The following is a 26,361-nucleotide window of genomic DNA, read 5'->3' as shown; positions in this document are numbered from 1 at the left end:
GCGACAGACCACTCACTTCACTTTTAAGACTGCAACCAGCCGGCTCAAGGTCGTCCCCTGTACGAGCAATGAAAACACGACATTGCTGAACGTCATCGCGAGCAGCAGGTCGCGACCTTCGAATGCTGGCGACACGCCCAGCAGAAGCGCAATCGATAGCGACCCCTTTAGCCCACCCCATGCGATGATAGGCTTCCAGGCTGAAGGCATCTCGCGATCCAAGGCTAGGCTCACATAGACGGCGATGAATCTGGCGAGGAGTACGATGACGATACTGCCGCCAATCTCTTGCCATTTGTCCGTGAAGTCGATGTTCGATATCTCCAAGCCCACCATAAGGAAAATAAGCGCATTGCCGATGAAGGCGATGACCTCCCAGAAGGAGTCCATTTTCTCTAACGTGGTGTCGGACATGCCGATGTTTTTTCCATAGGTGCCGAGTACTAGACCAGCAAAGACGACCGAAATCACGCCAGATAGATGAAACATCTCGGCAATTTCGAATACCCCATAGAACAACACAATGGATAGGCCGATTTCGACGAGATAGTTATCGATGCGCGACGTGATTCTGGAAGCTAGGAAGCCGCCAAGGATCCCGATTACCATGCCGCCAATTACAACCTTAGCAAACTCCAATGTGCCGTCAAGGAGACTGGACATGCTGAGCATCGTGGTGACTAGCGCAATTTTGAACAGGACAACAGCAACACCGTCGTTGGCTAAGCTTTCACCCTCGACGATGGTGGATAGCTTCGAATTAAGACCTAACGACTTGAAGATACTGAGCACGGAAACGGGATCGGTAGCGGCCATCAAGGCGCCGAATACGAGTGCTTTTTGCAGGGAGAGACCTAAGAAAACGGAGCAGAGCACTGCTACAAGAACAAAGGTGATCAATGTGCCGAGTAAGGAGAGCAGCAGGATAGGCCGCTTGCTTTCCTTCACCTCATGAAAGTGCAGCTTGATCGCCGCATCTCCAATGAGGGCTGATAAGAAGATAAGGATAACCGTTGTTTGGAACACGTGATCGGATGCAATGTAATCTTTGAGCTTATGCATGGCTGGAATCGGGAGAAGCCCAAGCAGTAGGCCAGCTATGACAAGCAGTGTAGGGTAGGGTTGCTTCGTTTTATCCGCCAAATACGCAATGGCCACCGCGATGGTAAGCAGGACAAGCCAGTAATGAATCATGTCAGTTCCTCCTCTCTTTTCGCCCAAGTGTTCCAATTGTGTAAACAGAATCTGGCAACTTAGCTTTTAGATCAAAAACCTGAAGTAAATATACAAGCTAGACAGCACAATCGAGACGAGCATTAGAGGGAAACCGTATTTGAGGTATTTCATGAAGGAGATCGGATGGCCCTCTTTGCCAGCAAGTCCGGCTACGATCAAGTTCGCACTCGCCCCAATCAACGTGCCATTACCACCTAAACAAGCGCCCAAAGCCAAACTCCACCACAGCGGTTCTAGATTGTTGACGCCTAGAGTACCCATTTCCTGAATTAATGGAATCATGGTGGCAACGAATGGGATGTTATCGAGGAAAGCCGAAGCTATCGCACTCAGCCACAGAATGAGCATCGAGGTTGCGAGCTCATTGCCACCTGTCAGTTCAATCGCATGTACAGCTAACTGCGTAATTACGCCTGTTTCTACAAGTCCCGATACGAGCACGAACAGACCGATAAAGAAGAAGATCGTAGGCCACTCGATACTAGCGAAAGCCGACTCCAGCATGTGCTCTCCAGTCAGGAGAAGCAGCAGAAACGCGCCGCTCAGCGCAACCGTAGCCGATTCCAAATGCAAGCTCTGATGCAGGAAGAAGCCTAGAATGGTAAGGGCTAGCACGGAGAGGCATTTCCAGAGCAGCTTACGGTCCGTTAGCGTTGCTTTCTCATCCATCGCCATAATGCTCTGTTGCAGCTCGGGGGTAGATTTAATTTGCTTCCCGAAGAGCAGCAGGAACAACGGAATATAAGCCAGCATGATAATGATCGCAATAGGCGCCAGATTGTTAATGAAAGCCATGAACGTAAGCTCTTTCACTGCGCTGCCAATCATAATATTCGGCGGATCGCCGATCAGCGTCGCTGTACCTCCAACATTGGAGGCAAGAATTTGTGTAAAAAGGAACGGGAATGGATTCACGCGAAGCTGTCTCGTAATGCTCAGGGTGACAGGGACCATAAGAAGGACTGTCGTCACATTGTCCAAAAAGGCAGAGCAAACTGCTGTGATGATCACGAGCGCGATCAATATTCTACGGGGCTGTCCCTTAGCGAGCTTCGCGGCCTTCACAGCGACATACTTGAAAAGTCCCGTCTCCGCTGTAATGCCCACAATAATCATCATCCCGATGAGTAGGCCCAGTGTGTTGAAATCGATGTGGTGCAGAGCTGTCTCTTGGCTCACGATGCCAAAAACAACCATAAGCACGGCGCCGAGTATGGCGATAATGGTTCGGTGTATTTTCTCGGAAATGATAATCGCATAGATAAGTAAGAAGATGCCGATAGCCCAATAAGCTTGTAATTCCACTAGATCTGCCTCCATTGACTGTATTTCAGGATTTCCAGAATTGTCCTGAGTTATGTGTTTTCGACCCGCAGTACCCTGAAAAAGACAAAAAGAGCCCGCTGTTGGCAGGCTCCTCCGGGTCAATCCTATATAGCGTAACTATACCTGCTCCCATGGGTGTTGTAAAGATAAAGTCATGAGTAGCATCGTGGAGCAAGTAAGTTACGATTGCGTAACGTCAACCTCGGACGAGAGGCTCGATGACGTATGTCGAACTCGCTTCAGGCGTAGCTGCATGCTCGCCGCGCACGACCCACCCATAGGAGAGCACGGCAGTTAGGCGTTTATGCTGCTCCGCGGTAAGATTTGCGACGACTGCTTCGTGACCGGGCTCGAGCTGTAACTCAGGCTCTTGGCCGAAAACAACGAGAATCCAGCTGGCGATGCCGCGAAGCGTATTGTATTTGATCTGGTAGCCGTGACGAACGGCTTGTTCGAACGCAGCGAGATCTTGACTCGCGAGCTCGGTTAAGCGCGTATAGTCGAATTGGAACTTGCTTTCATCTACCGGAAGCTGGCCAGCTTGGACCCGATGAAGCAGCTCGTCTGCGGACGATTCTTGGGTCTTGAGTGATTCTAGGATAAGTGCATCCCATTGAGACAATTTAACTGGGTTGGCTTCGGGAGTTGGCATCTTTGTTCGCTCCAATCTGTGCGATGTGGCTTTGTATGAAAGAGACTGCCCAATCGTCATGTCGACGACGAGGCAGTCTTCTTAGCATGTTCAGTGGTTGAGCTATTTGCTGGATTTGCTAGCGTTATACTTGCTCAAGAAATCCTTCACTTTAGCAGAGTCTGCTTTAACCTCTAATCCCGTTTTGACAAGCGGGCTTAACGTTGATATCGCTTTGAACTTATTGTTCTTGTAGTAAGCAAGGAATTCGTCTTGATTGATGGAGTACAGCACAGCTTTTCTCAAGTCAGCGCTTTTGGCAATCTCACGATTCTTGGTGTTGAACAACAAGTAGGACACAGCGTTACTAGGGAGTGTTTGGAGCGAAAGTTTAGTATCAGCTTTGACAACATCGAACTTCACTTCGGAAACGCCGTAGTACAAGTGAATCTCACCGCTTCTAAGCGCGGACAGGGATGCTTCAGCATCTTTGATGAAACGGATTTTGATGGAGTCGACTTTCGGCTCATACTTCGTACCCTTCATGTAACCTGGGTTTTTGTAGAAGACAGCTTCATAATCATTTTTGTAAGAAAGAATGTAAGGGCCGCTTGTTGCCAACGTATTGTTGTATTTAGCACCCTCAGTAATCGTCGCTTGGTCACCGTAGGCGACGTCTTTATTTACGTCATACTTCGCTACATCGTACGTGTTAATGCTTTCGACTTGCTTCTTGGAAACAATGCCAGCGGATTGATGCGCCAAATAGTTCAATACTTGCGGGAACGGTTCTGTTGTTGTCAACTTGACAACTTGGTATTTACCTTCTTTATTGCTCGCTTTTGTTTTATCAGAAACGAGGGAAGCAATTTTGGAGCCAAGACCTTTTTCTAAGCCAGCTTTAATCGTGTCGGAGCTGCCAGAGATCTTAATGGAATCTAGTACGGCAGGGTCTGTCACGAGCTCAACATTTTTAATATGTTCATGAAGCGTAAATGTGCGGTGATTTGGCACTGAATTTTTGTTCTTGGCACGATTCAGCGAGAAGATAACATCTTCTGCACCTACGCGTTCGCCAGAATCAGCAGCTAGCTTATTCTTGATTTGCGCAAAGTTGATATCGTCACGAAGTACGAAGTAGTAGTCGGAATTGCCTTCAGCAATCGCGAAGTTGTGCGAAAGGGAGCCTTCAGCTGTTAGCTTGTCGTCGTCTGTCAAGTTAAGTAGACGTACGTACATGTTCGTGTTGATAATGTTGATTGATCCATCGTTACCTTTGATCGGGTCAAGCGACGTCAAGGACGGAAGCGTGGATTGCAAAATGATCGGGTCCTTCGCGCGTTTAGCAGCATCTTTGAAGTCCAACTCTTCCCACGGAAGGGAACGTGACTTCGAGAGACGAACAGACTCTTTTTTCAGAACATCTTGATTGAATGCTTGTGATTTAAGGGAGTTGTAAAGTGGAGCGATGTAAGCCTTGTCTAGTACTAAATTTTGTTCGAATTGCTTGTATGTTTCTGTGTACTTCTCTGGTGTTTGGGATGCTGCTTGATCAATCAGCTTGTCGATTTCTGGATCGGACATGATGCTGTAGTCGCCGCCTGTTTTGAACAGGGAACGTACCGCATAGTCTGGATTACCAGTAACCGTCGTCCAGCTGGACAGGGCAGCGTCGAAGTTGCCTGCATCTTGTTGGGCTTTGAACGTGCCGTAATCCGGCTGGATGTTCAACTTAACGTTAAAACCATTCTTTGTAAGCTGGTCGCGAACGATGTTAAGGTCTGTTTCGTTTGCGCTCATACCCAACAGTTCGATATCGACTGGGGTATTGTTGACAACAGCTGCTCCTGGCGATGGTGTTGGTGACGCCGCGGCGTCATTTTTGGTTGTGAAATTGCATCCACTTAGCATCATAGAGACGCCGAGGATGACAGGGATGACGACCTTACTTTTCTTAATCATAGATTGACCCTCCTAATAAAATGTAAGTGTATGAACGCACATTCATTCCATATTCCTTCAATTGTACGTGCAACGATGAGGTCCATGGAGTAAGAATGAATATTCCAAACTAGATTTTTATGTGCTAGTCAAGCTTAGGATCAAGCGCGTCGCGAAGTCCGTCTCCGAGGAAGTTGAAGGACAGCACCAGTGCGATGATAGCCAAGCCGGGATAGATTGCCGTGTAGGCATGAGTCTCAAGATAGGAACTTCCGACCTTCAGAATATTACCCCACTCAGGGATATGCGGCTCTACGCCGAGTCCGAGGTAGCTTAAGCTGCTCGTCGAAATGATGGCCCCGCCGACGGTCAGCGTAGACTTAACAATCATCGGCGCAAGGGAGTTCGGGATGATATGTCGGAGCAGAATTGTGAGATCGCCTGCGCCGAAAGCGCGTGCTGCTTGCACATATTCAAGTGTTGAGACGAGCAGCACGTTGGCTCGCATGGTCCGAGCATACGTTGGGATGGACCCTATGCTCAGCGCGAGAATGAGATTGACCGTGCTAGCGCCGAATGCCGCTATGATAGCAATGGCTAGTAGGATGCCTGGAATTGCGTACAGAATATCAAGCGCTCGCATGATGAGATTGTCCGTGTTGCGTCCGTAGTAGCCAGATATCGCTCCCAGTGAACCTCCGATAATGACGGGGATCAATGTTGAGAGGATACCGACGAAGAGCGAGATGCGTGCACCGAATACAATTCGGGAGAACAAGCATCGACCAAAGTTGTCCGTACCAAGCGGATAGGTAAGGCTTGGCGATTGCAGGATAGCTCCGTAGTTGTTATCGATCGCCATCCCGTAGTCAAACGTTAAGTAGCTGCACAAGGAGATGGCCAGCAGGAAGCCGATGAACCACAGGCCCAGCATGGAAGTGGAGCTGCGGGACAGCCGATCGACAACCTCATTTAATTTTGTTCCGGACGAACCATCTCTGTTCTTAAGTTGGGACATCAACAGGATGCCAAGAGCCAGGGCGAATACATTGCCCGTTAGAGAAGTTACAAGCAGCAGGACCGCGACGCCCCACAACCACTTGGGTAGAAGCTGGTCATCTGCATACCGAGAGATCAGAAGCAGAGCAAGTAATTGAATGGCGGCAGCGACTATAATGAGAGACATGCCGGGTACGAATAAGTTGGATACATACGGCTTGAAGACGTTTAATGCAGAGACAGCGAACACGAACACGGTGGTCAACAATGCGTAGACCGAGAGTATGTAGGCTGCGCTCTTCTTGCGTTTGATGAGCTGAAAGGCTGCCGTTACGATGAAAATATTAGCGGTCAGCAGGCTGAGCAATAGTACGTAGCCTATCCAGCGAGTTGTACGTTGCAGCTCGCCATGTTGGAGCAAATCTCTGCGGATCAAGGCCATTGTTCCCAATTGAAGAAGAGCAAAGACTAAATAAGAGACGAAGGCGGCGAATACGGCTGAATTCACAGCCAAGTGGGCTCCTTCAAAGCTGTTGATCAACAGTACCAACGCCAAGATTAAGGAGGCGATTCCGGCAAAGCTGGCCTGTCCGTATTCCGAGCAGGTGCGTAATCTGAAATGAGTGTCCTGTTTAGTAAGTATCGGTTTGGTCACGTTGTCACCTGCTAGTATTGTTTCATTTTTGAACGAATTCTTGGATCAAAAAAAGCGTATAAAATGTCGATGACGACATTGACGATAGAAATCGTGATAGCGGTGTAGACGACTCCGCCCATGATTGCGGGAATATCGGGTATAAACTGCTTGTCCACGATATAGCTTCCAATCCCGTTGATATTAAAAACCTTCTCCGTCACAGCTGCTCCTCCGAGCATCGCACCGAACTGAAGTCCGATGACCGTAATAATCGGAATTAGCGCATTGCCTACGGCGTGCTTCCAAAGCACTTGCCTGCGGGATAACCCTTTGGCCCGGGCTGTCGTAATATAATCTTCGTGGATGACCTCCAGTGTAGAAGAACGTGTCATCCGAGCGACTGCCGCCGTAAGGCCTGTTCCTAATACGACAATCGGCATGATCATGGTTAATGCGTTCTGCGGATTATACGTAGCTGGGAGCCAGTGCAGCTTGATCGAGAAATTCAGGATGAGGACGAGCCCTTGCCAGAAGTTTGGGATCGACAATCCAATCAGCGCAATCAGCATGAACGTATAGTCAAAAAAAGAATTCGGCCGAGTAGCGGATACCAACCCGATCGGCAGTGCGATTAATACCGCTATGATCGTGGAGATGACGGTTAGCGTCAACGTCACAGGAAACTTCGCAGCGATGGAGGTTGTGACCACTTCGTTGCCTGCGAAGGACTTGCCTAAATCGAACGTCAGAATACCGCGGAACGTATGCCAAAGCTGAGTCAGGTATGGTTGATCAAGACCGTAAAGCTGATTAAACTTGGCAATCTGCTCTGCTGTAGCCGTTTCCCCGATGATGTTGGCAGCAGGATTCAAGGGCGACAGATAAAGAATGGTAAAGACCAGAAAGGCGACGCCAAAAATGACAAAAACGGTCATCACGAGCCGTTCAGCGATATATTTGAAATAGGCGTTGCTATAAATCAACATGAGTATGTACATGAGAACGCCGGGAATAATGGAGATAGCCAAAAACGCAGGGTGCCGGATCAATTGGGTAAATGTATCGGCATAGGTGGTCTGCGATTTGCCGTTCCCCTCTTGCTCAGCATCAAGGTGACGCAATAACGCTTCCTTGAACTTGATCGCCGTGATCTGGTTAGCTTCGCGATCCAGCTTCTCTGGTGAGACGGTCTGATCGAAAAACCGGTGCTTGCGTTCAAGCTGTTCCTTCGTCTCTGCGAGCAGTTGATCTCGGTATCCGGAGGAAGTCCATTGCTGTTCTAACTTGTCCAAATTAGCCTTGTGCATACTCTTCTTCTTGTTGGACAGATAGACCACATAGACGATTAGATGCAAGGGAGCCCCTGCCAGCAGCAGCAGAAAGCGATAAGTAGGATGCAATAGCATTTTGAAAAAGATGTTCCCGAGTCGGTCGACTAGAGGTGAATCCATAGCTGAAGTGTGCCCGGTCAAGTTCGTATGCTCCTTTGTCGGTCAGTTTATATTGCATTATTCCGATCGATATAGTAGATTTTAAGAGTGGTAGCGAAAAATGTCAATGACCGTCGGAAAATTGTTTCATTTATTTGAAATATATATTTTTTTTATAGTTGCGATTCGATTAGCTTATATTTTAACATGTAATTACGAATGTTAGAAACTTTCTTTTCAAGTTTATCCCAACTCAAAGGTGATTATATGACATCAATATTAGAAGTGAAGCAATTATCTGTCTCTTTCTACGCTCGCGATAAAGAAGTTGAAGCGGTTCGTAACGTAAGCTTCTCAGTTCGCGAAGGCGAGACGCTGGGAATTGTAGGCGAATCCGGCAGCGGGAAGAGCGTTACGGCACGTACGATCATGAGGTTATTACCATCTCCTCCTTCAATGGTGAAGGGGGGAGAGGTCCTCTTCCATGGACAGAACCTAGCTGATAAGTCAGATTTGGAGATGGAGCAGATTCGCGGCCGCGATATCGGCATGATTTTCCAAGATCCGATGTCCTCGCTGAACCCGACGATGCGCATAGGTCGGCAGATTGAGGAGAGTCTGATCAAGCATCGGCGACTTGGCAAGGAAGAAGCACAGCGGGAAGCCATCGAGATGCTGAAGTTAGTCGGTATCCCCTACGCTGAAACACGCTACTATCAGTATCCCCATGAGTTTTCCGGTGGTATGCGTCAAAGGGTGATGATTGCCATCGCGCTTGCTTGTCGACCATCGCTGCTTATTGCGGACGAGCCGACTACTTCGCTTGACGTAACCATTCAGGCGCAAATTTTGCACCAGATGAAGGAGATTCAGCGCAAGCTCGGCACATCCATCATCTTGATTACGCATGATTTAGGTGTCGTAGCTGGCATGTGCGACCGGGTCGTGGTTATGAAGGATGGCGAGGTCGTCGAGACGGGCACGACGGAGGAAATTTTCTCTGCACCAAAGCATCCTTACACGGTGCGTCTACTGAACGCACTGCCAAGGCTTAACGAGAAGAAGAAACCTAAACTGGTTTCCTCTGTCATGCGTTCGGCAGATGACCGCCCTTTGCTGGAGGTCCGGTCGCTTAGACAGCATTTCAATTTAGGCAAAGGCCAGATCATCAAAGCGGTCAACGATGTCAGCTTTGACATCCGTGCCGGGGAGACGCTAGGCGTTGTAGGAGAATCAGGTTGCGGTAAGTCCACCACGGGTCGTACGATCTTGCGGTTAAACGAGGCGACAGGCGGAGAGGTGTTGTACAAGGGGATCTCACTGAACCGGTTAAACCGCAGGGAGATGAAGACGATGCGACGCTACATGCAGATGATCTTCCAGGATCCGTATGCCTCCCTGAACCCGCGTATGCGCATTGCCGACATCATCGGCGAGGCGTTGGATCTCCATCGCATGACAAGCAGCAAGGGGGAGCGGCAGCATCGGATTGAGGAACTGCTTGATATGGTAGGTCTTAGCGCATCTCATGCTATGCGCTACCCGCATGAGTTCTCCGGCGGACAGCGGCAGCGGATCGGAATCGCGCGAACACTGGCAGTTGAGCCGGAGTTTATCGTCTGCGACGAGCCGTTATCAGCTCTGGACGTTTCCATCCAGGCGCAGATCGTTAAGCTGCTGGAGGAGTTGCAGCAGAGGTTGGGGCTGACGTACCTATTTATCGCTCACGACCTTTCGATGGTTAAACATATCAGTGACCGAGTAGCGGTGATGTACAAGGGCAAAATCGTCGAGCTGGCGGAGAGCGAAGAGCTGTATGCCAACCCGATGCATGCGTATACCAAGTCGCTGCTTGCGGCGATTCCGGTTCCTGATCCGGCGGTAGAGTCTCGTAAGGCGTTCGTGCCACTTATTGATTCGTCTATACAAGATCCATACGGGCTGGAGCGGTCGCGGTTCGTCGAAGTACGGCCTGGCCATTGGCTGGCTGTAAACGAATAATAAATGCACAATCGGAAAGCGCGTCCCTTCATGGAGGAGACGCGCTTTTTTCTAATTAATCCTCAGTATGAACGCCTATTGCTTTTGGTATGGTGGAGGAGGATGTTATGATAGATGGAACGAAACACTGTAGATAAAGTGATGGAGCACGAGGTGATAACGTTGATCAATATCGGCTTAGCGGGTTGGGGTGACCATGACCTGGGCGGGAGCAAGGGGAAGCTCACGACGTACGGCGCTCATTTCCCGATTGTGGAGGTAGATACCTCCTTCTATGCGGTACAACCTGAACGCAATTATGCGAAATGGGTCCAAGAGACACCCGAGAACTTTGGATTTATTATAAAGGCCTACCAAGGGATGACTGGCCATCTGCGGGGAGAGAATCCTTTTGCAGGCGGGGCTGACCAGATGTACGAGGCGTTCTTACAGTCGATTCGACCTGTTCAGGAAGCGGGGAAGCTGAAGGCTGTGCTGTTTCAGTATCCACCTTGGTTTGCGTGCAACAAGGCGAGTGTGGATGTGATTCGGGAAGCGAAGGACAGAATGAGAGATGTGCCGCTAGCTCTGGAGTTCCGGCATCAGAGCTGGTTCACAGAGGACATGCGGGACAAGACGCTGGCCTTCATGAAGCGCGAGGGCTGGATGCATAGCATCTGCGACGAGCCGCAGGCAGGGATTGGATCCGTTCCGATCGTCTTGGAGGCGACGCATCCTGACATGACGATGGTTCGCTTCCACGGACGCAATGTCGGGGGATGGGTGCAGACGAACGAGGCCAACTGGCGCGATGTGCGGTATCTGTACGACTACAATCCGCAGGAATTGTTGGAGTGGAAGGTGAGGCTGCTTCGTTTGCAGGAGCAGACGCGGGAGATTTGTATCATTTTCAACAACAACTCAGGTGGACATGCTGCGGGAAATGCGAAAACATTGATGAGCATGCTAGGCTTAGACTACGAGGGGCTGGCGCCGAGGCAGCTAGATTTGTTTTGAAAAGTTGCCAATGTGAATGTGACCATGTGATTGATCAACCTGTGAACCGACGGACAGCGTTCTGTCGCTGAATTGTCGAAGTCGATGCTGTCTGGCTAGACGACTTTTGATACAATGGGATGTATGAGCTATGAGCAGATAAAAGGGGCGTGTGATAGGTGGTTGGTGCAGTTATTGGAAGCGTGATCGCGATTATCATCGTGATTGGGCTAACGATTTGGGTAACGAAGAAGGCCTACTCGCGTAAGTGGGAAGATGAGGAATAGAAGTTCTAGAGATTTCACCGAAATTATCGGAACGTCGTTCCGTACGGGGAGATACCCGGCAGGCGGGTAGTTTGAGTAGTGCTTTAGGGTGTTGTCAGGTATAGGCTTTCTTGCTATGATGAAGCTAGGACAAGCTTGTAAACGTAAACATAAAGGTGGCTGGCCGATGAATCGTATGGAGGCCGAGTTCAGTAACCTCGTGAAGGCGTATCGCAAGAGGCATATGGGCAAAGGACCGGAACGTGTGACGACGACCTTCTGCAAAAGCTGGGCGATCTGCGAAATGGCAGGGAACCTTTCCCCTGTGGAGAAGTTTATGGCGAAGACGGGCGATGGCAGGCAAATGCTCCGCACGGCACGCACAGAAATGGTCAAAGAGATCTACAAGGATCATCCGCCTGTAGAGATGGAAGCGCTGCTCGGCGCGAAGTTCATTCAGCTGTTTGTCGATATCGATATTGCCCAGGATGTAGGGATGTCGGTATTCGTCTTTGATGAGGATTTGGAAAAGAAGTTTGGTACAAGAAACGGATAACTAACCGCTCGTACATCTACATATACATAAGTAAGGTGCTTGGCACTTGGTAGCGAACCTGCCGGAGACTAACCACTGTGAGACAACCCGAGACTCTTCTCGTAAGAGGGGCTTGGGGTTGTTTTGCGGTGGTTTTTTGCTTCTAAGGAGCTGAGGAGCATGGGGGATGAGCGGAAGGTCTAGAGGGGCAGGGCGGTCTAATGGCGAGTAAGCAGGTCATGCGTTTAGCCAGTTAACGGCCCGACAGAAGGTGAAAGATGCAAATGTGCAACAATTTCACGCTTGATAACTCGTCGAGTAGGAAAGGTTGCGAATAGGCAACCTTTTGGCGGGAAGTACGCTAAAAATGCTAGAAATGGCAGAAATAGTTGCGGATTTGCACGCATTTCTCAAAAACAAGTGAATTGGCTAGTAAAAGGATGCTTATTCGCAATTATTTGTGGTGACGGGCGACGACTGGTGTGATTGGTGAGAGAGAGAAATAGATGCAACACAACAATACATACACGCATGGGAGGCGTTTCACTTGGGGAAAACGAAGCACACAGGGCCGATCAAGCTACCCGCGAAGCCTGATCCGAAGCTCTGGGTCAGCAAAATACCTTTCGGACTAGGCAAGGTCAAGCCGAAGCATATTCGAGAGACAGCCAAAATCGCATGGCAAAATCGCGATAATCTGCCGTATGCGGTGAGGATTCTGACACAAGGCGTGTGCGATGGCTGCGCACTTGGCGTATCGGGGCTTTACGATCAGACGCTTGCGGGGCCGCATATCTGCACCACGCGGCTGAACGTGCTGCGGCTGAATACGATGCCAGCGATCCGCGAGGAGCTCCTCCACGCGGACATCGACGAGCTCAGCCGCTTAAGCTCCACTGAGCTTCGTCAGCTCGGGCGCATTCCGTATCCGCTCATCCGCAAGAAGGGTGAGCGACGCTTCCGACGCGCAACCTGGGATGAAGCGCTGGATACGATTGCGTCGAAGATGCGCGGGTTGAACCCGAAGCAGATGGCGTTCTACTTAACGGCGAGGGGCATCACGAACGAGTCGTATTACGTGGCAGCGAAGGCGGCGAGATTGCTCGGTACGAACAATATTGACAATGCCTCGCGCATCTGCCACTCGCCGTCGAAGACGGCTTTGAAACGCTCCGTAGGCGTAGGAGCTTCGACGTGCAATTACAAGGACTGGATTGGTACGGACGTCCTTGTATTCTGGGGCAGTGTGGCCGCGAACAATCAGCCGGTCTCGACGAAGTATATGTATGCGGCCAAACGCAAAGGGACGAAGATCATCGTCATTAACCCGTACTACGAGCCGTCGATGGAGCAGTACTGGATCCCTTCGATTGCCGAATCGGCGTTATTCGGCACCAAGCTGGCCGACGATGTATACCAAGTGAACATCGGCGGAGATATTGCCTTCATGAATGGCATCATGAAGGTGTGGTTCGAGATGGAGGCGCGCGAGCCTGGCTCCGCGATTGATCATGCGTTCGTGGCTGCGCACACGAACGGCTACGAAGAGCTGCGCGCCCACGTGGCGCAGCAGGACTGGACGACGCTGGAGCAGTCGTCCGGCCTCACCCGCGAGCGCATGAGCGAGCTCGCTGCACTGTTGGCGCGTGCCGCTAGCGCGGTTTTCGTGTGGAGCATGGGGCTCACACAGCACCGCTTCGGCACGGACAACATCTCGCAGGTGGCGAATCTCGCCCTCCTGCGGGGCTTTCTCGGCCGCGAGCACTGCGGGCTGATGCCCATCCGCGGCCACAGCGGCGTGCAGGGCTCCGGCGAAATGGGCGCGGATCCCTTCTCCCTGCCCGGCGGCGAGATCAGTAGCGCCGCCGACCGCAAGCGCATTGAGCAGCTCTGGGGCTTCGAGCTGCCGAGCTGGCAGGGTGACATCGTCGGTGTCACCCTTGAGAACGCGCTCCTGCCCGAGGAGCAGGAGCGGAAGCTCCGGCTGTTTTACACTTCCGGAGGCAACTTCCTCGAGACGATGCCGGACCCGGCATTCGTCCATAATGCACTAACCAACATGGATGTCCGTGTCCACCAGGACATCATTCTCAACACCTCCACGCTGCTCGACGCGCGGGAGGCTGTGGTGGTGCTGCCCGCGATGACGCGCTACGAGCAGCCTGGGGGAGGTACATCCACCTCGACGGAGCGGATGGTGTACTTCTCGCCCGAGATCGCCGGTCCCCGCATCGGTGAAGCGCGCGCGGAGTGGGACATCTACGTCGATCTCGCTCGCCGGGTTAAGCCCGAAGCCGCAGCGCTGCTAGGCTGCGGCAGTGCGGAAGCGATCCGCGCGGAGATCTCGCTGGCCGCGCCGAGCTATGACGGCATTCAGCACCTGCGGGAGCGCGGTGATGTGTTTCAATCCGGCGGCGCGTGGCTCTGCGAGGACGGCATCTGTCCGACGCCGGATGGCCGCGGCCGGCTGCTGCCGATCGAGCTTCCGGAGCTGCGGAAGCCGGAGGGGCATTTCGCGGTAACGACGCGCCGCGGCAAGCAGTTCAATTCGATGATCTACAGCGACATCGATCCGTTCAATGATGCGGATCGCTACGATGTGCTGATGGATCAGGACGATATGCGCAGCCTTGCTTTACAAGAAGGCGAAGCCATTGTCGTCTACAACGGGTATGGCAACATGCATGGCAGAGCTAAGAAGGCTGATATCCGAAGAGGCAATATTGAAGTGCATTGGCCCGAAGGTAACAGTTTAATACCCAAGGGGGTATATGAGCCTTACGCGGGCATTCCGGAGTATAACACGGCCGTCATTGTTGAGAAGGCTGAAACCTATCACGCACACAAAGACACACGTTACGTGGAGAAGCGTATTTTAGAGTTGGAAACCGAAATGGAGGGATGAGCGTGGATGAGATGGAGCCTGTATCACCCTCAACAACTACGTGGTCTATTCACCGCTATAATGGCTCGGAGGTGCTTCCTGCGGAGGATACGATCGCGATCGAAGCACCTCTGACCATTCTGCTGGGTGGCGAAGAATTCGCCACACTCGTCTACACACCAAGCGACACGGTCGATTTGGTCACTGGTTTTCTTGCCTCCGAAGGCATGATCAGATTCGTGGACCAGATTGAATCCCTAGCTATTGAGGAGGACCGTGGCTTCGCTCATGTGAAGCTGCGGCATCTACATCAACTGAGCCGTCAGATGGTATCCAAGCGATTCATCGGATCATGCTGCGGGAAAAGCCGTCAGTTTTATTTTCATAATGATATGCGCACCGCCAAAACGGTGACTACGAAGCTCAGTCTGACAATTCCCCAATGTTTTTATTTGATGAGTGAGCTTCAGGAGCAATCGGCTGAATTCCGGGCGACAGGAGGGTTGCATAATGCAGCCTTGTGTACGGCGAACGAACTGTTAGTTACCCGAGCTGACATCGGCAGGCATAACGCGCTAGATAAAATATACGGACACGTCCTCCGGCAGCGGATACCCGTACGAGATAAGGTTCTTGCGTTCAGCGGAAGAGTTTCTTCCGAGGTTGTCTTAAAGGCGTCGAAAATAGGCGTCGGCATTCTTTTATCCAAATCAGCGCCAACGGATCTAGCCCTTCGTCTGGCTCAAGATTTAGGAATTACGGTCGTTGGATTCATCCGGAGGGACCATTTGACGGTCTATACGCATCCAGAACGCATTGCGGAATGTCAATAAAGTTACCTTTTTGTGGAAATAATTATATTGTCTCTCTATCAGAATTGTGCTAGATTCTAGCTATTGCCAACTTTTGTTAAGAGAGGAACGACATAATGGGGAATTGGACAGTTAGGATGAAAAAAGGGGGCATAACGCTGGTCGCAGCCTTCGTGTTGTTGACGACGTATGCAGGGCCTATGTCTTCGCATGTGTATGCAGCTGAAATCAATGCAGACATTCCGCAGGTTATCGAGAGAGCTTCGCCTTCCGTAGTTGCCATAATAGGAAAACCATCCTCAGAGGTGGACAAGTCATTAGAGAAGAATCGATTTAATCTTGCACATGGAACGGGTGTCATTGTGGCCTCGAACGGTGTGATTGTAACGAATGCCCATGTGGTTAAAGATATGAAAAATATCGTCGTCGTGACCTCCGAAGGAACAACCTATCGCGGGCATGCCTCGAATATTGATGAGGAAAGTGATCTAGCTTTGGTCAAAATCGACGCTGTCGGTTTAAAGCCTGCCACCTTCGCATCCTCCTCGGACATTAAGGTTGGTGAAACGGTAGCGGCCATTGGAACGCCGATTTCATTCGCATTACGTAACTCCGTTACAGTCGGTATTGTCAGTGGATTAGACCGCTCTGTGAGTTCACAGTACCAGTTAATTCAAACAGATGCAGCGATTAACCCAGGTAACAGCGGGGGCGCTTTGATTAATATGAAGGGCGAAGTCATTGGGATTAATACGATGAAATACGCCGATATTGGCGTTGAAAACCTCGGTTTCGCGATTCCAGTAGATACGGTGAAGTATGTGCTTAAGCATTTTGAGCTGTATGGCAAAGTGAAACGCGCCTACACCGGGCTCGAATTGGAAGAAAGCTGGGAGGCTGTTGTTGGCTTACCTAGCTTGGCGGGCCTAAGGGTGGCTTACGTGGACGCGGATTCACCGGCAGCAGAAGCGGGGATTGAACAAGACGAAGTCTTGGTTTCTATAGGTTCTACTTCCGTCAAAACACTCGTGGATTACAACGAAGCGATTAAAAAGTATTTGCCAGGACAATCGGTGGACATTCAGCTTCAGTCGGGAAGCAAGACGTTGACCAAGTCAGTAAAGCTAGGCGAGCTGCACAACACGGAAGCGACGCTAACTGAGGATGCTGAGGGGAGCTCTTTAGACGCGGATAGCGGCAAAACGAAGATTGGCGACAGCCACTTCGGCTGGTCCATGAAGTACCCGGCGGGTCTTGTCAAAAGACAGCAATCCGATGACGGCGATGCTGTAAGCTTCGTTGATGCGAAGGGCGAATTCGCTCTTTCCATTCGCGTAGCTAGCGATCAAAGCGATGAAATGTCGCAATCTGCGCTTTTGAACACAATCGCCGGTGATGATGGCAGCGATTATTCGGGCTATGCCGACAGTGCGACGGTCTTGGAGCGTCAGTATGTGAAACGGGCAGAGAATCCTTATGCCAAAATCGTGAGTCGCTCCGGAGAGGATGGTTACATTCAGACGCGCGGTTACTTGCACGGCGGTCGTTTGTATACGGTTCAGCTCTTCGTAACCAAGGAACAATACACGAATCGTTCTAAACAAAATAGCTACAATGACTTGTTGGACAGCTTTAAGCTTGCTTTTAATACGGCGGATAACTCTCTGAAGGATATTTCCGTGTTCAATTCCGATGATGTGACCTACACCAGTGAGTATGGGTTATCCATCGATTTGCCTGCAGCCTGGGAGCAGGATCATCATGGAGGCACCTCTTTTTATAATGATGATTATTCGCAAACGCTCGAGGTTCATGTGACTTCAGCTTCTTCTGGTGATACCCTGCAGGATTGGGTGGATCGGGAGATTGGTGCATTTGAAGCGCAATATACAGCGGATTATCGCCGTGTAGACAAGCCAGTGGAAGTGACCGTAGACGGTGTACCAGCGTGGCAGGTAGGCTTTGCGAGCTCCTTAGGGGATGAGTGGGTTGCGGGGAGATCGCTCTTTTTCATCAAAGACAAGTACAAATATGAAGTGCAGATGACTTATCCGCAAGACGAGCAAAATGATGAGCTGGAGAAGATTTGGGATAACGTGGTGGCGTCTATCTCCGTGGATAAAGAGACGATGGATGGCGAGCTCGGCTTCATTCAAGATCTAGATGAACTTGCCGATCCCGACCGTACGGTGCTGTACAAGAACGAGAAATTCAACTATACCTTGCGTATCCCTGAGAATTGGACAACGAACCGTTCGTATGACGGCAATGATCAGGCGACGAAGTCCTTCTCATTCACTGGTGGCTATTTGCGTGTAGTGACTGACAGCAAAACAGCCTACGCCGAGGTTTTGAAGGATGTCGAAGACGAGCACAAGAAAAGTCACACCAATGATAGTGACTATACCTATACGTCAGAGGATGTCACGCTTTTTGGTGATGTGAAGGCGAAAAAGTATAAGGTGAGCTATTCGAAAGCGCACATCCCGTATGCTGAAACGGTGTACGTGTTTAATCGCAAACAAGTCACTTACACGGTGACGCTGCGAATTGATGATGCGGTCAGCACGAATGCGAATGTCGCACGGTTGAACAAGGCCTTTGATTCGTTCACTTTCTTGAACGGTGCGGGTGGGAAATAGATGATGCAGTTCCAATAGCCCAAAAAGACAAAAGCCCCCGAGATTGCTCTCGGGGGCTTTTGTCTTTTTATTTATCCAGTAGCAGCTGCGCTCTCCTGCTTACTTTTGATCTCGATGAACATTTCTTCGCGCTGCGACTCCTTGAGGATCGGACAAGTGAAGCACTTTGTCCCTTCTTCGCGGCGGTAGTACATACAACATGAGGAGCGTAAAAGAAGTTTTTTGCCTTCTTGGTAAGGGCTATCTATGTACTTTGGCTCATGGACGAAGGGATGGACCTTACGGCCAAAAACGTCCGCCGTCAACTGCTTCGTCAACACTTCATAATCAGCGGCGAACTGATCGCGAACTTGAGGTCGAGGGTCATTTTCCATCACATAGTCACGAACGAACGTCATTCGCGCCGCAAATTGGTTCCAAATCATGGCTTGATTCACTTTTGCTTGTTCTGCAATGACCGTAATCACTGGCGTTATGAGGTTTGCGAATAGCTTACGCATTTCCAATTCAATGAAAAGATCACGATCTTCAGTGGGGACTTCCTTCCATTGGAGATTTAGAATCTTATATCCGACATGCGCATGGTCGCCATGATTCTCGACTTCAAGTGCAATATTGTCTAACTCAAAATCTAACCATTGATTATACTGGGCAAGGAAGAGTTGGATTGTAGCTACCAGGTTGAACAGAGTCAGTCCCAAGTACGACGCAGAAATGTCCAACCCTTTGCCGCGGAGCAACGTTTGCCCTTGCTGCAGGATGTCGAGCATCGTCGGTCCATCTAAAAGCTGCCGTCCAGGGATGTGGAATAGGGGTTCTTCCATTCCTTTTGGTGAAATATGAAAGTACATTTCAACTAGAGAGAAATCGACGTTGGTTTCGATGGGCATCGTGAGCACGCTCCAATTTGTAATAATGATTATCGTTATCAATATAATTTCTTTGATCATACAAGATGCGAGACGAGAGTGTCAATTTGGTTTTTTCCATAAAAGGGAGGCAGATCCTACAAATAGATGGAAAAAGTCCATGTAATTTGGCTCGATTTCACAGAAAGCTGTGGATAGATGGAAAAAGTGCAGCTAATTTCTCGGATGTTAGACTTTCGGACAGATAAGAGTGATATTAACTGCATATTTTCCATTTATTACTGAAAAAGTGGCGGGATTGCTCAAAATAGCTGGAGGAAATCCAGTTATTCGATGGGGAGGGCTAGCTAGTTGGCGGTCGTGTCGGAGTTAGAGGAATGAAGTAATTGTTGAGGTTGTGTGTGTGTTGGAGGAATTAAGTAATTGCTGGCGGGAGTGTGGGAGTTGAGGAATGAAGTAGTTGTTGAGGTCGTGTGTGAGTTCGAGGAATGAAGTAATTGTTGAGGTTGTTTGTGTGTTGGAGGCATAAACTAATTTCTGGGGATGGCGTTAAAGTTGAAGGAATGAAGGGCGGATGACTGCGGAGAAGTGAAGCTCCAAATAACACAACACCTCCCAATCTTTACGGACGGGGAGGTGAGTGTAAAACTACTTACTTCCGATACAGGGCGTACCCTGGATTCTCAGGCACATCAATTGCTATGATGCGCAACGCTTGCTCACTGCCCGCCCGCAGGTGAAGCGCTTCGCCTTCACCTGTTGCTTGCGCCACAGCAAAATCCTTGTGAGACAAGGTTTTCCGCTCTTGTCCTTGCTCTTGCCCGTCTAGTCCCACCGCGGCAACTACGCCCGCGCCTTCTCCGCGAATCACAAGGAACGCCAGCCTGCGTCCTAGCTCCAAATCGTAGCTGAACGCTGCACCAGGCTCAAGTGTCCAGTCATACATCCGTACATCAGTATCAAGCTGAACAGGTGCGTCCCCGCCAATTACGGTTTTCAGCGTAGCGCCAGCTTGCTCGTTAACTGGAAATTGTTCATGCTCATATTGATGATAAGTAGCTGGCTTCTTAACAGTCTCGCTCAAATGAGGCTCGAACCAAATCTGCATCGCCTCACTTCCCGCTCTGCGGAAGGCTTCAGAGTGGTAGACTCCGGATCCAGCTTGAATCACTTGAGCGCCGCCGTTCGTCACAGTTTCCAAGGAACCGAGGGAGTCACGGTGCTCAACAAGCCCATCGATCACATAAGTGAGGATCTCGAACGCTTTGTGCGGGTGCATGCCGATTTCCGACACATCGGATGCTTTGCCCCAAGCCCAGTAGAATAAAGGGCCTACACGATCTACGGCTGTCTTTTCGCCAGGGAAGCTGATCGCCCGTTGTTCGACGAATTTGCCGTCATCAAATGCACCAACGCCTTGTTCATTAGCCGGATATATATGAATACTCATCAGAATCACTCCTTAACTATATAATATTTAATAACTTACTTTATGTAAGTAGTATATCGCCTTTTGCCCCAGATGTCAAAAGGTTTTCCTCACGCAACGCGTTGCTTCTTGACTTCCAGCCTATCGCCACACTACAATCTATAGTGTAAGGAGTGTGGCCTAACGTGAAAATGCAAAACTTTAAATTAAAGGAAAGCGGACTTAACCGCTTTTTCGGACCGCTAGAGTCCAAAATCATGGAGATTCTCTGGACCAGCCCTTCGGAAATGACGATCAAAGACGTTCAACAGAAGCTGGATGAAGACAAAGCGATCAATTTCAATACCGTCATGACGGTGATGAACCGTCTGGTTGACAAAAAGATTTTACAGAAGCATTCTGTCGCACGGTCGTTTCACTATAAGCCGGTTGTGACGATCGAAGAGTTCATGGAAACGCAATCCAAGGAATTGACATACGACCTCATTGAACAATTTGGCTCATTAGCGGTTACCCATATGGTTGATGCGCTCGATAAGGTGGATCCCGAGCTACTTGACCAGTTGGAGCAGCACATTCTACTTCTGAAAAAGGATCGATGAACGATGACGGAATCGCGGTTCAAATGGCTGTACGCGGCTGCGCTGGTAATCGGAGGCACGATTGTATGGCAGATGGTTGCCTTCCTGCTAGGGCATTTGTTTCATTTACGACCCTCTCATAATTTATTTGATTTGTGTATGATTCTTTTTCACTATCTGCACGTGCCTGGTCCCGTACCAATGACCTTGGTGAATGGGCTCATCCTCTACACGATGGGAACGATGGTTTGGCTCGTCGTCAAGCATGGCTATGATGTTGTCAAGGCGAATAAGCTCGTGAAGAAATTTCACGACGCTGATCTTTCCGCAGAAAATGCGGCGAAATTCGAACTTGCACCACAGCAACTGCAGATCGTCAGCTACAAGGCCCCACTGGCTCTGACTATCGGGTTATGGAGGCCGCGTATTCTCGTCTCGACGGGACTGATGGACATGCTGGAGCCGAACGAGCTTCGAGCGGTTATTGAGCATGAGAAATGCCATCTACAGCATAGGGACCCTGCGGCTATCTTCCTGCTAGCGCTGATCTCGAAGTCGATGCGGTATATCCCTATTTTTGGGTGGATTGCACATAAATATCCGATGATGATCGAGCTCCGTGCAGACAAGTATGCGATTGAACGGATGGAGCAGGCCACGGACTTAGGCAGTGCGCTGCTTAAGCTGCTCAGGCAAACAACGAAGCCGCGGTTTCCACTCTCACATGCTTCTTTTGCAGAGACGTCGATGAATGTGCGCATTCAGCATATTTTGGATCCACAGAAGAAAGTGACCTTGCGTTGGCCGCTTATTCGACTCGCGATGTCTGCTCTCATTTTTATACTAGTCCTGGGGCTTATCTAAATAAGCCCTTTTTGTATGCCATTTGGGGCTTGTCTGAAAAGAATTGACAATCTCTCTATTCAACACTACAATTTGTAGTGTAACTATTTTCCGCGAAATGAAGGAGAGAATAGCATGGACTACATAACGAAAAATCTACATTTTATATTTACACACGTTCCGATTGCGCTATTAATTTTCAGCTTTGTTTTTGATGTCGCGGCTCTTCTTCTTAAAAAGAAGGATTGGCATTCGGCCGGGATGCTATGTTTGGTTGTTGGAGCACTTGGCGCTATTGCCAGTGTTTTGACAGGGCCAGAATCGCGCAATACGCTCGTTGGCTCCCATGAATTTTACGCTAAGCTAACGATGATACTTGCCATTGTACTAGCAGTAGTGCGCGTAGGCTTACTCGTTTGGAAAAAGCTTGAGCTAGGCCGCAACCCGATCTTTCTCGTTGCTTCCCTTGTTGCGGTGCTACTCGTTAGCTATACAGGACATCTTGGCGGCAAAATGGTACATCGTGATATGCAAGGCGGTCCTGGGATGATGCAGGGCGGACCTGGCGGTGGTGGGCCTGGCATGCAAGGTGGTCCCGGTGGAAACGGAGGCCCTCAGGGTGGTCAAGGTGGACAGGGACAGGGTCAAGGCGGCCCTGGTGCAGGCGGGCAAGGAGCCCAATCATCCGCCGCGCCAGCTAAATAGCTAAAATTTGCAGAGAGTTAACTTTGGGGATCAAGTCCTCGGGTTAGCTCTTTTTTGTCATATGGAGTTATTACGTATAAAATAGGCCGAAATATCTCATGATAGCGGTTGTAGTACATACTGTTGAGGAGGTAACGACCACAATATGACAAAGGTTGATTCAAGCTTACAATCGCAAAATCCGATCTCATCCGCACAAAATTCCGTCGATAACGTTCACCAAGCCGTAAATCACGCCCTTTCTCACCCTACAGCTCAAACAACGGAAGAAGCTCAAAATGCTATTGCCAAGGCGGAAAACGCCGTAACGCAGGCTAGTCTCCAATCGGATAGTCCCGCTGTGCAGCAAGCCATGGACTCCTTGGATGAGGATAAGGCAAGGCTGGCGAGTTTGGAATAAACGCATTTTGAAAAGGAAGACATCCCAATTATGAAAAGCCGTATCCCGTAGATCACAACTACGCTGGAAACGGCTTTTTTTGCGTGTCCGATCGCTTTCTGCTTGTACAACAGACCTCATGATGAAACAGGCACTTCCGTGCTACACTAAAGAGATGAATAGCATGCCAGCCTTGTCTTCATAATTTCTTAAGAATTTTAATAACAATTTTGTAAATAGTGTCTATTATCATTAGGCTAGTACGGTGGTTGATGTGAGATTAAAAAAAGGGTGCGTGGACGTGACGAAATATCAGGTGCTTGTCGTCGATGATGATATCGATATTCAGGAAGCGATTGAAATTTATTTGAAAGGCGAAGGGATGGAAGTCAGCAAGGCGAACAACGGTCTAGAAGCGCTGCGAGTGCTGGAGGAAAAGGAAATCCATTTGATCATCCTCGATATAATGATGCCGAAGATGGATGGGATACAAGCGACATTCAAGATTAGAGAGAGCTGCAATGTCCCGATTCTGATGCTTTCCGCCAAAACGGAGGACATGGACAAAATTATGGGCCTTAATGTTGGCGCTGACGATTATTTAACGAAACCTTTCAATCCGCTGGAGCTGATCGCCAGAGTGAAGTCGCAGTTAAGGCGCTACACAACACTAGGACACTTTGGCAAGATGGAAAAGACGGCAAATGAGGAATTAAGTGTCCGCGGCCTTGTGCTCAATCAAGTCACCAAGGAAGTCACAGTCGATGGCGAGGAAGTGCGTATGACGCCAACAGAATTCAAAATTTTGGAGCTGTTGATGGTGAATAAGGGACGCGTCTTTTCCATTGATGACATTTATGAAAAGGTGTGGAAGGATCCCGCTTTTAACGCCGAGAATACCGTCGCTGTGCATGTACGCAGAATTCGCGAGAAAATCGAAATCAATCCGAAAGATCCTAAATATTTGAAGGTGGTGTGGGGTGTTGGTTATAAAATGGAGAAGTAGATCACTCTCACTTGTGCTGCTGGCCGGTGTTTTCATCATGTGGACATTGACGTTATTCGCAGCAACGAATGTCTACAAGAACAGCGTGTACTTCGGTGAGGACGCTTATTTCAAAAGCGGGGCATTCGCCAGGGAAATGAATTCTGTCTATCAGAACATTCAGCTGTATCATCTGGAGGCTCCGCATTTTAGTGAGAAAACGCCAGAAGAGCAGCTTGGCAATAATGAATATTATAATGTGAAGAATGAAGCGGAGCGAACCGTACAAGATCGCATCAACAATCTGGAGCAGAAGTACAGCCCGCGCATCGATACGGCTCGCAACCGTCAAGACAATGCAGAGGTAGATAGGCTGGAAGCCGAAAGAGATGCGAAAATTGCGGAGTTGGATAAGGAGAAAGAAGCGACTTTTCAACAAAATCTTAAGACCGCAATCACGGCTAAACAAAAGCAATTCTTGGCAGCCAAGACGAATCTAGATAATCGTCTAAAATCGCTTTACTACGTCGTGAAAAACTTGAAAACCGGCGAAACCTATAGCAATATTGCGCCTGAAGCGCTGCAAAAATTGCGGGATCAGCAAGCGTTCATGTATACACTAACATTACCTAAGATAGATGAACAGAATAGAATGTTGTACGCAATGAACTATGATCAGGTCAATGCTACATACTACATCTTAAACCCATCGCAAGGCTCGGGCATTATTCAAGCGGATTATCTCTCCTACCAGTCTATGAAAAAGCAAGCGACAGCAACCGTTTACTTGCTCGTAACACTTGTGATCTTTACAATCGCGCTAACTTACCTTGCACGCAAATATCGGACAGATGACATATCGCTAAGCGATATCCAATCTGCGATTAGGAAACGCTTCCCACTGGATGTTCGGGCTTGGACGACCTTCATCGCGACAGCTGCGCTGTTTGGTATCCTGATGGAATGTGAGCTCTATTACTGGTCTCCGACGTATATAAGCCTATATCAAATATGGATCGTCTTCATCGCTTCTGCTCTACTTGTCATTGTGTGCAGTGGCCTTCGAGGTGCAGTGGCACTGCTTAGACATCCGGAAGAACTCGCTCAGGAGTGGAGCGCTAGCTTAACCGCATCGTTCTGGCAAACCATAAAAGATGCCATGGAGCAAAGAGGTTTGCGCTTCAAGCTGTTGGTCTTTATGGCGATTATCGGAATCATGGGCTTCCTGCCCGTGTGTGTAGCTGTAGCTGGTAATGATGAAGAAGAGATTGTTGTCGTCTTTACGTTCGCTTGGTACATCATGTTCCTACTCGTGGTACTGCCTTACATGATGCGGAAGATCAAGCAGCTTCGTGCCATTATCAAAGGCGTGGAACAAATGTCGCAAGGCAACTTTGATGTAACCCTCCCTGCCAAAGGAAAAGGGCAGCTCTCCCGCATGGCGATGAACATTAACAATCTGAAGTACGGCCTGCAGCTTTCGCTGGAGAAACAACGCGTCAGCGATCGTCTCAAAACAGAGCTGATTACGAATGTTTCACATGATTTGAAAACGCCGTTAACCTCAATTATCAATTATGTCGATTTGCTCAAAAAGGAAGGCTTGTCCACTGACCAATCCACCCACTATCTCGAGGTGCTCGATCGGAAAACGCAGCGGCTGAAGATACTTATCGAAGATCTCTTCGAGGCGTCGAAGATGGCAAGCGGAGCTACCGAGCTTTATTGGGAAAAAGTCGACGTATCCGCCCTGCTGACTCAGGCCTTGGCGGAGTTCAGCGACAAAATCGAGGCGTCCACACTGACTTTCCGCGTAAACGTGCAAAGCCCGCACATGTATGCGCTGCTAGATGGCAAAAAAACATGGCGCGTCTTTGAGAACCTCATAGGCAACGCTTTGAAATATGCCTTGCCGGGAACACGTGTTTACGTCACGTTGACGGAAAATAAAGAGCGTGTCATCCTCATCATTCAGAACATCTCGCTTCACGAGCTGAATTATGGCGTAGATGAGCTGTTCGAACGCTTCAAGCGTGGCGACCAGTCCCGCTTTACCGAAGGCTCCGGCCTCGGTCTCGCGATTGCCAAGAGCATCGTTGAGCTGCAAGGCGGCACACTCACGATTGAGATTGATGGTGACCAATTCAAGGTTATTGCCGAATTTGAAAAGCGGGACTTGCTGACTGAACTGGAAGCGTAGTCGAATATAGTAGGAACAAATGTATTAACGAAAGAGAGAGGGTCCCACGCCACAT

At 49.5% G+C, this 26,361-nt stretch carries 20 protein-coding genes; 12 read left to right on the top strand and 8 right to left on the bottom strand.

Annotated features, from left to right (window positions below; genetic code table 11):
- Positions 1–12: 12 nt before the first annotated feature.
- The 6 genes from AC58QG_RS24885 to AC58QG_RS24860 all read right to left on the bottom strand — a co-directional run bounded on the left by AC58QG_RS24885 (position 13) and on the right by AC58QG_RS24860 (position 8,242).
- Positions 13–1,194, bottom strand: coding sequence for a cation:proton antiporter (locus AC58QG_RS24885; RefSeq protein WP_497364797.1), 1,182 nt, complete (start codon positions 1,192–1,194; stop codon positions 13–15).
- A 66-nt stretch (positions 1,195–1,260) separates the two neighbouring features.
- Entirely contained in the window at positions 1,261–2,541 is a 1,281-nt protein-coding gene (locus tag AC58QG_RS24880; protein WP_497364796.1) for an ArsB/NhaD family transporter, read from the bottom strand.
- 217 nt (positions 2,542–2,758) lie between these two features.
- The gene (locus AC58QG_RS24875) at positions 2,759–3,214 is read right to left on the bottom strand and encodes a hypothetical protein (RefSeq protein WP_497364795.1); all 456 of its coding nucleotides are present in this window, start codon (positions 3,212–3,214) and stop codon (positions 2,759–2,761) included.
- A gap of 102 nt (positions 3,215–3,316) precedes the next feature.
- A complete protein-coding gene (locus AC58QG_RS24870; RefSeq protein WP_497364794.1) occupies positions 3,317–5,155 on the bottom strand; it encodes an ABC transporter substrate-binding protein in 1,839 nt (612 codons plus the stop codon).
- 124 nt (positions 5,156–5,279) lie between these two features.
- Positions 5,280–6,788, bottom strand: a complete 1,509-nt coding sequence (locus tag AC58QG_RS24865; protein ID WP_497364793.1) for an ABC transporter permease — start codon at positions 6,786–6,788, stop codon at positions 5,280–5,282.
- An 11-nt stretch (positions 6,789–6,799) separates the two neighbouring features.
- Entirely contained in the window at positions 6,800–8,242 is a 1,443-nt protein-coding gene (locus AC58QG_RS24860; protein ID WP_497364792.1) for an ABC transporter permease, read from the bottom strand.
- Positions 8,243–8,467: 225 nt separating this feature from the next.
- Between AC58QG_RS24860 and AC58QG_RS24855 the strand changes: the two genes are divergently transcribed.
- The 6 genes from AC58QG_RS24855 (at position 8,468) to AC58QG_RS24830 (ending at position 18,315) form a co-directional block, all read left to right on the top strand.
- Positions 8,468–10,201 carry an ABC transporter ATP-binding protein gene (locus AC58QG_RS24855; protein WP_497364791.1) on the top strand — a complete coding sequence of 578 codons (1,734 nt, stop codon included), beginning with the start codon at positions 8,468–8,470 and terminating at the stop codon, positions 10,199–10,201.
- Between the two features lie 162 nt (positions 10,202–10,363).
- A complete protein-coding gene (locus tag AC58QG_RS24850) occupies positions 10,364–11,197 on the top strand; it encodes a DUF72 domain-containing protein (RefSeq protein ID WP_497364981.1) in 834 nt (277 codons plus the stop codon).
- A gap of 432 nt (positions 11,198–11,629) precedes the next feature.
- Positions 11,630–11,998: a Na-translocating system protein MpsC family protein gene (locus tag AC58QG_RS24845; protein ID WP_310500079.1), complete on the top strand. Its 369-nt coding sequence runs from the start codon at positions 11,630–11,632 to the stop codon at positions 11,996–11,998.
- A gap of 526 nt (positions 11,999–12,524) precedes the next feature.
- Positions 12,525–14,882, top strand: a complete 2,358-nt coding sequence (locus tag AC58QG_RS24840) for an FdhF/YdeP family oxidoreductase (protein ID WP_497364790.1) — start codon at positions 12,525–12,527, stop codon at positions 14,880–14,882.
- Between the two features lie 11 nt (positions 14,883–14,893).
- Positions 14,894–15,694: a formate dehydrogenase accessory sulfurtransferase FdhD gene (fdhD, locus tag AC58QG_RS24835; RefSeq protein WP_497364980.1), complete on the top strand. Its 801-nt coding sequence runs from the start codon at positions 14,894–14,896 to the stop codon at positions 15,692–15,694.
- A gap of 95 nt (positions 15,695–15,789) precedes the next feature.
- Positions 15,790–18,315, top strand: coding sequence for a trypsin-like peptidase domain-containing protein (locus tag AC58QG_RS24830; RefSeq protein ID WP_497364789.1), 2,526 nt, complete (start codon positions 15,790–15,792; stop codon positions 18,313–18,315).
- A gap of 71 nt (positions 18,316–18,386) precedes the next feature.
- Here the strand turns inward: AC58QG_RS24830 and AC58QG_RS24825 are convergent, their stop codons facing one another.
- Together AC58QG_RS24825 and AC58QG_RS24820 are read right to left on the bottom strand one after the other, a co-directional pair.
- Positions 18,387–19,265, bottom strand: coding sequence for a (2Fe-2S)-binding protein (locus AC58QG_RS24825; RefSeq protein WP_497364788.1), 879 nt, complete (start codon positions 19,263–19,265; stop codon positions 18,387–18,389).
- A 571-nt stretch (positions 19,266–19,836) separates the two neighbouring features.
- The gene (locus tag AC58QG_RS24820) at positions 19,837–20,634 is read right to left on the bottom strand and encodes a pirin family protein (protein ID WP_497364787.1); all 798 of its coding nucleotides are present in this window, start codon (positions 20,632–20,634) and stop codon (positions 19,837–19,839) included.
- Between the two features lie 164 nt (positions 20,635–20,798).
- On the opposite strand from AC58QG_RS24820, the gene AC58QG_RS24815 reads away from it, so the two are divergent.
- The 6 genes from AC58QG_RS24815 (at position 20,799) to AC58QG_RS24790 (ending at position 26,306) form a co-directional block, all read left to right on the top strand.
- A complete protein-coding gene (locus AC58QG_RS24815; RefSeq protein WP_497364786.1) occupies positions 20,799–21,215 on the top strand; it encodes a BlaI/MecI/CopY family transcriptional regulator in 417 nt (138 codons plus the stop codon).
- A 3-nt stretch (positions 21,216–21,218) separates the two neighbouring features.
- A complete protein-coding gene (locus tag AC58QG_RS24810) occupies positions 21,219–22,058 on the top strand; it encodes a M56 family metallopeptidase (protein WP_497364785.1) in 840 nt (279 codons plus the stop codon).
- A gap of 114 nt (positions 22,059–22,172) precedes the next feature.
- Positions 22,173–22,742, top strand: coding sequence for a DUF2231 domain-containing protein (locus AC58QG_RS24805; RefSeq protein WP_497364784.1), 570 nt, complete (start codon positions 22,173–22,175; stop codon positions 22,740–22,742).
- 145 nt (positions 22,743–22,887) lie between these two features.
- Positions 22,888–23,142, top strand: a complete 255-nt coding sequence (locus AC58QG_RS24800; protein ID WP_497364783.1) for a hypothetical protein — start codon at positions 22,888–22,890, stop codon at positions 23,140–23,142.
- Between the two features lie 280 nt (positions 23,143–23,422).
- Positions 23,423–24,127, top strand: a complete 705-nt coding sequence (locus tag AC58QG_RS24795; protein WP_497364782.1) for a response regulator transcription factor — start codon at positions 23,423–23,425, stop codon at positions 24,125–24,127.
- Positions 24,102–26,306 (top strand): sensor histidine kinase, encoded by a 2,205-nt coding sequence (locus AC58QG_RS24790; protein WP_497364781.1) that lies wholly within the window; start codon positions 24,102–24,104, stop codon positions 26,304–26,306. The genes AC58QG_RS24795 and AC58QG_RS24790 overlap by 26 nt, the downstream gene beginning before the upstream one ends.
- The last annotated feature ends 55 nt before the right edge of the window (positions 26,307–26,361 follow it).

The sequence above is a fragment of the Paenibacillus sp. J22P169 genome (assembly GCF_059691995.1).
Note: the sequence above shows the minus strand (reverse complement) of the source record. Positions and strands in the feature narration are given on the sequence as shown.

Bases quoted from the DNA above. Each gene is read 5' to 3' on its own strand.
- AC58QG_RS24885 (WP_497364797.1), bottom strand. From the start codon at position 1,194: ATGATTCATTACTGGCTTGTCCTGCTTACCATCGCGGTGGCCATTGCG.
- AC58QG_RS24875 (WP_497364795.1), bottom strand. From the start codon at position 3,214: ATGCCAACTCCCGAAGCCAACCCAGTTAAATTGTCTCAATGGGATGCA.
- AC58QG_RS24870 (WP_497364794.1), bottom strand. From the start codon at position 5,155: ATGATTAAGAAAAGTAAGGTCGTCATCCCTGTCATCCTCGGCGTCTCT.
- AC58QG_RS24855 (WP_497364791.1), top strand. From the start codon at position 8,468: ATGACATCAATATTAGAAGTGAAGCAATTATCTGTCTCTTTCTACGCT.
- AC58QG_RS24845 (WP_310500079.1), top strand. From the start codon at position 11,630: ATGAATCGTATGGAGGCCGAGTTCAGTAACCTCGTGAAGGCGTATCGC.
- fdhD (WP_497364980.1), top strand. From the start codon at position 14,894: ATGGAGCCTGTATCACCCTCAACAACTACGTGGTCTATTCACCGCTAT.
- AC58QG_RS24830 (WP_497364789.1), top strand. From the start codon at position 15,790: ATGGGGAATTGGACAGTTAGGATGAAAAAAGGGGGCATAACGCTGGTC.
- AC58QG_RS24825 (WP_497364788.1), bottom strand. From the start codon at position 19,265: ATGATCAAAGAAATTATATTGATAACGATAATCATTATTACAAATTGG.
- AC58QG_RS24820 (WP_497364787.1), bottom strand. From the start codon at position 20,634: ATGAGTATTCATATATATCCGGCTAATGAACAAGGCGTTGGTGCATTT.
- AC58QG_RS24810 (WP_497364785.1), top strand. From the start codon at position 21,219: ATGACGGAATCGCGGTTCAAATGGCTGTACGCGGCTGCGCTGGTAATC.
- AC58QG_RS24805 (WP_497364784.1), top strand. From the start codon at position 22,173: ATGGACTACATAACGAAAAATCTACATTTTATATTTACACACGTTCCG.
- AC58QG_RS24800 (WP_497364783.1), top strand. From the start codon at position 22,888: ATGACAAAGGTTGATTCAAGCTTACAATCGCAAAATCCGATCTCATCC.